Annotated in this window: 5 protein-coding genes and 1 tRNA gene; 1 reads left to right on the top strand and 5 read right to left on the bottom strand. The window is 66.6% G+C overall.

Annotated features, from left to right (window positions below; translation table 11 throughout):
* Positions 1 to 232 precede the first annotated feature (232 nt).
* Both AC5JJ6_RS29765 and AC5JJ6_RS29760 read right to left on the bottom strand, forming a co-directional pair.
* The gene (locus AC5JJ6_RS29765) at positions 233 to 667 is read right to left on the bottom strand and encodes a Fur family transcriptional regulator (protein ID WP_044429907.1); all 435 of its coding nucleotides are present in this window, start codon (positions 665 to 667) and stop codon (positions 233 to 235) included.
* Between the two features lie 84 nt (positions 668 to 751).
* Positions 752 to 2,854, bottom strand: coding sequence for a sensor histidine kinase (locus tag AC5JJ6_RS29760; RefSeq protein ID WP_496045524.1), 2,103 nt, complete (start codon positions 2,852 to 2,854; stop codon positions 752 to 754).
* A gap of 272 nt (positions 2,855 to 3,126) precedes the next feature.
* On the opposite strand from AC5JJ6_RS29760, the gene AC5JJ6_RS29755 reads away from it, so the two are divergent.
* Entirely contained in the window at positions 3,127 to 4,383 is a 1,257-nt protein-coding gene (locus tag AC5JJ6_RS29755; RefSeq protein ID WP_496045523.1) for a DUF445 domain-containing protein, read from the top strand.
* Between the two features lie 237 nt (positions 4,384 to 4,620).
* On the opposite strand, the gene AC5JJ6_RS29750 is transcribed toward AC5JJ6_RS29755, so the two are convergent.
* The 3 genes from AC5JJ6_RS29750 to AC5JJ6_RS29740 all read right to left on the bottom strand — a co-directional run bounded on the left by AC5JJ6_RS29750 (position 4,621) and on the right by AC5JJ6_RS29740 (position 8,598).
* On the bottom strand, positions 4,621 to 7,161 hold the full coding sequence (locus AC5JJ6_RS29750; RefSeq protein ID WP_496045522.1) for a hypothetical protein: 2,541 nt from the start codon (positions 7,159 to 7,161) through the stop codon (positions 4,621 to 4,623).
* Positions 7,162 to 7,452: 291 nt separating this feature from the next.
* Positions 7,453 to 7,529, bottom strand: a tRNA-Asp gene (locus tag AC5JJ6_RS29745).
* A gap of 412 nt (positions 7,530 to 7,941) precedes the next feature.
* On the bottom strand, positions 7,942 to 8,598 hold the full coding sequence (locus AC5JJ6_RS29740; protein ID WP_496045521.1) for a hypothetical protein: 657 nt from the start codon (positions 8,596 to 8,598) through the stop codon (positions 7,942 to 7,944).
* Between the last annotated feature and the right edge of the window lie 283 nt (positions 8,599 to 8,881).

Genomic DNA, 8,881 nt, shown 5'->3' with positions numbered 1-8,881 from the left:
CGGGATCAGTGAAACGTGGCATCGCCGGTTCCACTGGCCCGGACCCAACCGGCTACGATCTGGCCGGCCTCTGCGGCCGGTGCCAGGGGATGGTGCCAAAAATAGACGGTAAGGGCGGCTTCGAGCGCGAATCGGTCTGGCTGCCCTTTTCCGCGCAGTTCCCGATAGGTCCGGATCACGGCCGTCTGGCCGCGCGACTCCTGCCCATCCGACTCCTGCCGGCGCGACACCGTCACTTGTCGCCCGACTGCTTGGCTGGACGGTTCACCGGAATGCCGTAGAGTTCCAGCCTGTGGCCGATCAGCTCGTAGCCAAGGTCGCGGGCGATGCGCTCCTTCAGCCGCTCCAACTCCTCGTTGACGAACTCGATCACCTCACCGGATTGCAGATCGATCAGGTGATGATGATGCTCTTCGCGATTCTCCTCGAAACGCGACCGGCCGTCGCCGAAGTCCAGCCTTTCGATGACATTGGCTTCCTCGAACAGGCGGACGGTCCGGTAGACCGTGGCGATGCTGATCTTGGGATCGATTTCGACCGCACGTCGGTAAACCTGCTCGACATCGGGATGGTCGGTGGCCTCGGACAGCACTCGGGAGATGACCCGGCGCTGCTCCGTCATTTTCAGACCTTTTTGGACGCACAGTTCTTCCAGGCGCGTGGGCATGGGTTCCTCGGTTTTTCTTCGGGCTGGCACACCAATCTAAACTGTTTCTAAAGTAGGTGCGCTCTCCAGTTCGACAAAAAAAATTCAGCCGGCGGCATACCAGGGTCCCGGAACCTTTATTGTGACACGGGTTCCCCCGGTTCCGCCACCCGGATCACGGCTATCTTTAGCCGAACTTCCGATGCTTGGCGCTCCGCCGGCATCCACGGTCATGCGCGCTCCCAGCTGACCGACCAGTGCAGCGACCAGCCGCATGCCGAGCCCCTTGCCGCCTTTCCCGCCCTCCGTCAGGCCGACGCCGTCGTCGGCGATCGTCAGGACGGCGCCATCGTCATGGCGGCTCAGGTCGATCCGGACCGTTCCGCGCGTTCCGGACGGAGATGCACCGGACGGGAAAGCATGCGCGACGACGTTCGAAACGAGTTCGTTGGCGATCAGGGCCAGGGGAATGGCCGTATCGAGCGAACAGAACAGGCGCTCTCCCGTCACTTCCAGCGCGATCGGCACCGGCTGGCCGCGCGGACCGATCAGCCGTTCGGTCAGCGCGCGGAGTTGCAGGCTGAAGTCGATGCGGGTGAATTCCTGATGGGCATAGATCTGCTCATGGATCCGCCCCATGACGTTGATGCGCTGGCCGATGATCTCCATTCGGGTACGGGCCGCCGGATAGTCGATCTGCATGGCCTCGAGCTGGACCAGACTCCACACCACTTGTAGGTTGTTCTTTACCCGGTGATGGACTTCCGCAAGCAGCGTCTGGCTTTCCTCGAGGGCGTCGGTCAGACGGTCCTGAATTTCCTTCAGGTCGGTGACGTCCAGGGCTACGCCGTCCCAGGCACGTCCTCCACCCGACTCGGATTGGGGCGACGGACGCGCCATGACCCGGAGCCAGCGCACCCTTCTCCCATCGGCCTTCCCACTGGCTTCGCCATCCGGCAACGCCTCGGACAGTGCATCGGGAACGGCGCGGACCTCGAGGTGCGAAGGCTCCGTTCCGGCTGGCAAGGCGAAGGCGGCGGCCCAGGCGGGGCGGTCGTCGGGATGGATCAGAGACGCCAGTTCGTCTCCGCAGCCTTCCGGGTCCGGCACGAACGGGGCGGGTGCCGGTCCCCCCTGGCCCCTGGTCGCATAGGGATAGCGGACTGTTCCGTCCGCCTGTTCCACCCGCCGGAAGATCATGCCGGGAAGGTTGGCGGCGACATCGCCCAGCCGGCGCTCGACGAGGCGCTCGTGTTCCAGCGCCGCCAGCCGCCGCTCCATGTCCTGCCGGCGCAACGCGCCCCGGGTCAGCAAGGCCGCCAGCCCGAGGGTCGCCGCCAGAGACAGCAGGCCTCCGGCCGATACCGTAAGCAGTGACCGGTGCTGGGGACCTGCCACAACTTCCGCCGGTGCGCCGACCGCCACCGTCCATCCGGAGAGCGACGACAGCGTGAAGGCGCCGTAGACTTCATTCCCCTCGACGGAGCGGGCGAAGAAGAAGCTGTTGGACGCGTGCTCGATCTCTTTTTGCAGCGATTCGGTAGCCGGCTGACCGACGAAGTCTTCCTGGCGGCGCGAGCGCGCCACAATGATCCGCTCGCGGTCGAGCACCGATCCGACCCATCCATCGGGCATGGCCGGACCGGCCAGCGTGGCGCCAAGGCTGCCGCTCCGCAGGTTGACCGACAGGAAGTAACGGACCTCGCCGCCGCGCTTCACCGGCACCACCGCGGAGACGAATGGCTCGACCCCTGCAAGTACGTGGAGATCGCTGATTTCCGGCTGGCCGGAAGCGGCTACCCTCCCGATCAGTTCCTGCATCGCGGCCGGCGGCAGCTGGTCGGAAGGCAGGGTGCCGCCGCTCCGCCGACGGGACGCCACCACCACCAGGGCGATGTCGTCCGCCCGCCGAAGGCGCAGCGACATCCACTCCGGCCGGCTGTCGAGCAGGCGTTCCGCTTCGATCGAGAAGTCGGCCAGATTGTCGTCGTCCAGGTGGATCGAGGTCGCCAGCGCTTCAAGGCCGGAGACATGGTTGATCAACTGGCGGTCCACGGCGTCGGACAGTGTCCGCGCCGTCTGGACGAGCATGCGCTCGATCTGCTCCTGCTGCTGCCGGTCGAACAGGAAGACCATCGCACTGCAAAATATCAGCAGCGGCAGCAGGACGGTGGCGGCGAGCCCCATGAAGTGAACGCGCTGTTTCATTATCTCCGTGATCCTGTCCCCCCGGTCATGGCGCCCGATCGGGTTAGGACGACGGAAGGTAAGGTAAGCTGAATTGGCCGGATCTCACGAACTGGAGATGCGGTTCTATCCGGTTTGACGCCGATGCGATAGCCCTAGTCCGGGCATCCGGCAACCAGGAGAGCACCACGCGTGTTGCCGGGATGCGGACCTGCCGCGAACCGATTCACGCGACCATCGCCGAAAAAAGATGCCCGACCAGTACGACCGCCCGACCGATATGATCGGCCAATATGCTTGAAGATCAGGATACCGACCACGAAGTGGGCCAGCGCCGCCTCCTGCGGCGGAACCGGAACCTGGCGACCGGGCTGCTGGTGCTTGCCGCCACCCTGTTCACCGCCTTGCGCTTCGTGCCCGAACCGGGCTTCTGGGTTGAACTGGCACGCGCCGCGTCGGAAGCGGCCATCGTCGGCGCCCTGGCCGACTGGTTCGCGGTCACCGCCCTGTTCCGCCGTCCGCTCGGCCTGCCGATCCCCCATACCGCCATCATCCCGGCCAACAAGGACAGGATCGGCGACGGGCTCGGCAGCTTCGTGGAGCGGAACTTCCTGGAGCCTTCGCTGGTCGCGGCGAAGCTCCGGTCGATCGACCCGGCGGACCGGGTCGTCCGCTGGCTGAATGCGCCGGGAATGGTGGAAGCGCTGGCGGCGCGCCTGACCACGACGCTGCCCACCCTGATCCAGTCGGTCGAGGACCGCGAACTGCGCGCCTTCTTCGGCCAAGCGCTGGGCGAGCAGTTGCGCGGTGCCGAGGTCAGCCCCCTGCTCGGCAAGATACTGGGCGTGCTGGTATCCAGCGGCCAGCACCAGCCGCTGCTGGAACGCATCGTAGCCTGGGCGCTGACGCTGATGGACCGCAACCAGGGCCGTCTGCAATCCATGGTCGGACAGCGCAGCGGCTGGTGGATCCCGAAGGCGATCGACCGGCGGGTCGCCCAGAAGATCGGCCAGGGCGCGCAGGAGTTCCTGACCGACCTGCTGGACCCGGCTTCCGTGACCCGCATCAGGATGGAATTGGCGATCGAGGATCTGGCGCGCGACCTTCAGGACGATCCCGACACGCGCGCCCAGGTGGAAGCCGCGAAAGCGCAGTTGCTCGACCGCCCGGAAATCCAGATCTGGCTGGCCGGCCTGTGGGACGAGATGCGCGATCTGACCCTCGACGACCTGGCAAGGCCGGATGGAAAGACGCGCGAGGCGCTGACGACGGGACTGCGGTCGCTGGCGGCGACCCTGGAAGCCGACCCGGCCATGCGGGCCCGCCTGAACGCCTCCGTCGAGCGGCTGGCCCTGGAGATGGTCTTGCCATGGCGGCGCGGCATCGGCCGCTTCATCGCCGAAGTGGTCCATGGCTGGGACGCCCAAACCGTTTCCGACCGGGTCGAAACGGCGGTCGGCAGCGACCTGCAATATGTCCGGATTTCCGGCACCATCGTCGCCTCCCTGGTCGGCTCGGCGCTTTTCCTGCTGACCCAGTTCACCGGCTGACCGGCGCCCGCCGCACTCCCTCTGCGGGCCATCAGGATTACCCGGGACTGGTCGCCGATGGCGGCGCCGTCAGCACCGTGGCGGTCGGTGCCGTCATGGCGGTCTACGACTGGCCCGCGGACAACGGCCGGTACCGCAAGGTGGCCCATTTCACCCAGGCTTTCTTCGACCGCTTCGAAGAATTCCAGAGGCCCCCGCGCCACGCGAAGTGGCGCGAGGTCAATCTGGCGGCCCAGGTCAGCGGCGCCCCAAGGCCTCCAGATGGGTCGCAGCCAAGTCGTCGCCCAGCTTGGCTGCCTTTTCATACCACTCGGCCGCGCGTGCGGAATCTCCGGTCACGCCCCGGGTGCCCAAGCTGCGCAGATAGGACGGATCGAGCGTCCGGCCCGCCAGCAGAGCGCCCCGCGCGCTGCCCCCGGCTGCGGCCGACTCGTAGAGAAGGCGTGCCGAGGCGATATCGCCGAGGGCGAGCAGGCGGTCTCCCCTTTCCAGGAGAACCGATTCCGCGATGGAAGGCGGCTTCGGGACTGCCGGTGCGGGAGTTGGCGGAGATGGAGGAGGCTGAGGTGCAGCGGTAACGACTGCCGGCGCAGGTGCCGGCGGTTCCGGTGATGGCCGTTCCGGTTCAGGCGGTGGTGCCGGTTCCGCAAGGGTCGGTGCCGGTTCGGGTTCCGGTGGGGAAGCCTGCTCGGGGATCGGCTCCGGCAGGGCCGGCTCCGGAATGGCGATGTCCGCCGGGGGCTCGGCGGTCGGGGCCGCTGGTGGCGCCGGTTCCGCGATGGTCGGCTCAGGTACCGGCTCCGGGGGCGCGGTCTGCTCGGTGGCTGGATCCTGCGGAAGGGTTTCCGGAACGACCGCGGCTGCCGGGGGTTCGGACGCTGCCGGCAGTTCCGGCTCCGATGCCACCGGCTCGCTCGGAGCGGGATCGCCTGGTGCGGTTTCCGCCGGGGGAGACATTTCCGCAGCCGGGGTTTCCGGTTCCGGCGGCTGGGCGGCGTCAGGCGGAGCCGATTCGGCCGCTCTGTCCGCCGGCGCCGGTTCCGCCGGACCTTCCGCTGTCGGCGCGGGCGCCACCGGAACCGCTTCTGCCGGAATCTCTTCCGGCTCGGCGGGCGAGACGGCCTCTACCGCCGGCGCAGGGATTTCCGGTTCGGGCACGGATTCGGCCGTAGGTTCCGGCGGTGCGGGCTCTGCCGGCATGGCTCCCGCAGGAGCCGACCCGGGCTCCGCGGGGGCTATCGCTTCGTTTTCATAGACGGGCAGTTCCTGGACCGGCTGAACGCTTTCCGCCGGCGCCGGGGGAACCGGCTCCGATTCCGGCATGGTCTCCGCCAGGGGCTCCGTTGCCGGTGCCTGGACAACGGGTATCTCCGGGCTCGGTTCGGCGGCTGCTTCCGGCATGGCGGACGGCTCGGCCTCGCCTTCGTCGGCCGGCGCGCTGAGCATGCGCGACTCGACCACCGCCACTTGCACCCGCTGAAGATAGTCCGCCATAGGCACTTGTTCGGCGCTGCTGGCACTTGGCGGGGCTTCCGGTTGCGCCGGATCCGGTTGCCGCACCGGGAATGGCGCCGCCGGACGGCTGCCTGTATCCCCGAGCACCGAGCTTACGACTGCACGCTGTCCATCCGCCGGGGTCAGGATGGGTGCGCCAGACTGCAGGTAGTGCTGCAGGGCGATGGCGCTGGTCGCTACCACGACGAAGGCTATGCCGCCGGCCCAGGGCGGGATCCGGCGTGCCGGCCGGGCCGGCGGATGCAGCATGTCCGCCGAAGACCGCGGCCAGTCGGCGACGTCAGCGTCCTCGTCCGGCAATGCGGAGTCGCCGCCGTGTCCGTAACGGGTGTCGTATCCATGGCGGGGGTCGGGTGCCCCTTGAAGTCCTGTCAGGACCCTCCGCATCGATCCTGTCCGACCGTCGTACCGGTCGGGTTCAGGCTGCGGCTGGACCGGCTGCGGCGCGGCGGCCGGTCTGGCCTTCCGCCGGAAAGCCGGGGCGGCCGATGACGGCGGGTCCAGCCGGACATGCGATTGCGCCAGAACTTCCGGATCCGGCTGTCCGGCGGGCGGATGTTCCTCGTCGGCGATCATGTCGATGACCGTCGCCGTCAGCCGGGCGCTCCGGCTCAATCTTGCCAGCCGCACGGCATCCGTCATCAGCCTGTCGATGATGCCGGGAACACCTCGGCTATGGGCGGAGATACGGCGAAGCGCATCGCTGCCGCAGGTCACCGGCGATGTGTCGTCACCAAGGCAGTGCGCCACGAACTCCGCCGTCTGGTCGGCGTCCAGCGGCTCCAGCGCCACGTAGCGGGTAATCGCGTCACAGACCTGTTCCGGCACCGATCTGACCAGCATGCCGACAAGTTCGGCCCGCCCGACCAGCATCACGGAAATGGACGTGGCGCCCGCGATCAGGATCAGCCGCTCCAGGGTCTGGGCGCCGGCGTCTTCGGCCCGATCGACAACCAGCAGGGCACGCGCCCTGGTGTCGGTGGAGCGCGGCTCGGGCAGCCGCGCCATTTCTTCCATAATCGCGTTCAGGTCGTCGTGGCGGTCCCCGTTGACCGTCCTGCACGGGATCGAGGCCGCATTGACCCGGGCCGTCGCCTCGAGTGCAAGCCTTGTCTTGCCCATGGCGGCGGCGCCGGTCACCACGACGACGGCGCCGGCCCGTGTCAGGGCCGTTGAAATCTGGTCGAGATCGGCCCCTCTGCCAGCTCCTGGCCAGAACGGCCGGTCCGGCCTGAGACCCTGGGCTTGCTGCCCTATCCGCATATTTCCGTCCCCCCTGGTCCGGTCCCCTTCATGGGGTTCCCTGGACGGCATCGATCAGTCGCCGCTCCCCACCGTGGGGAGGCGTACGGCCAATTTATCAGAAGCGGTAACAGGTGGATCGGGCGCAGCGGTCGATGGGCTTGCGGGATACCGCTTTAGGCGAGGAGTCGACCGATAGGCTTGCAGATCGAGGGGAGGATTACCGCGACTCGCCGTAAGGCGAGGATCATGACCATCGGATCTTGTGCGGAAAGCTGGATGATTTATCCAGAAAGATGCCATTCGGGAGAATGGCGCGAGTGACGGGACTTGAACCCGCGGCCTCCGGCGTGACAGGCCGGCGCTCTAACCAACTGAGCTACACCCGCGTCGTGAGGCCGGGTAACTACGACGCCGGAGAGGCCTTGTCCATACCCAATGAGCATTTTTTTTCGAGCCCGATGAATTTTGTGTGACGGGCAGCGCTTGACAGCCTAAAGACAAAGGCACATCATAAAGGTATAGCAAGAACGAGGAGGTCGTCAGATCAGGACAAACTTCTCCGAGGCCTGCGATATGGCCAGTATCCAGCAAAAAGGCCAAGTGCCGATTGATTGGAGGGTGAGTAAAATCCATGAGTCCGCCGGCGATTACATGAACATGCCATTAAATTGGCACTTCACATGCTACCAAGTTTGAACGGCATTGCGCCGAACTGCGGTAATGCTTTAACCGCCAAGAACCCCCGCTGCTATCAAGCACGCGGGGGTTCGTCATTTCAGGAAGCGGTTCGAGCCGGTTTCACCGGTCGGGACCAGCCCCCTGACCATCCAGGATTTCTCCCTTGCCGGCCTCCGGGTTCTCGGCACCCGATCTGGAAAGCCCCAGCTCTTCCTCTCCCGGCGCCAACGGACGGAACGCCGCACCGTCCTCACCCGGACGCTTGACGTTCAGCAGGTCGCCGGCAACTTCCAGCACGCCTTCGTCGCCCGCGACCCGGTCGGCCCGGCTCCATCCCGGCTCCAGGTAGGTCGGGCCAAGGCTTTCCAGCCTGATCGGGTGATGGCGGTCCACGATTTCCAGGATGCCGTCATGGGACGAACGGGGAGCATCGACGATCAGCAGGGTGGCGCCCCGGCGCAAGCCTTCCGCCGCGGTCTGGGCATCCCGCAGTTCGACGCTGCCGTCGCGGAGCACCGCGACGATATCGCGGTCGTGCAGCTGAGCCCCGAGGGGACCGATCGCCACCAGCGGTCCTATGCCCGTGACATTGACGTTACTGCTCTCGTGGCGGTCCGGAGGGATGTCGGCCGACGTGGCGCTTCCGTGGCGTCCGGCGGCATGCGGACTGAGCAAAGTGACGGCATCCCTGCCGGTTCCCGCGTTCGTCAGGTCTTCCAGCGCCGCCAGGGCGTTATCGGGACTGCCATACAGGGCGAACAGGCGTGAGTGATCCATGTCGCGGCTCCTCGATCGGATCGAACGGTATATGCCAAGGCAAACCGTGGGGAGAGGCAGCGGTTCCGCATCCGACGCCCGAAGGGCATCTTGTGACAACAGGCCGCATACCGGCGGCCATGGTTTGAACACCGGCCGGGGAGCGGTTCGTGTAGCTTGCAGGCTGGAATTTCGCGCGTTGCTGTATGTAGAACGGAGATCCGGAAATGGACGTCTATCTCAAGCCCCTGGCCGCCGGTGTACTGGCCCTGGTCGGCCTGCTGGTCATCATCGCCCTGTTCGT

The organism is Skermanella sp., assembly GCF_059503625.1.
This window is presented reverse-complemented; position numbering and strand designations above follow the sequence as displayed.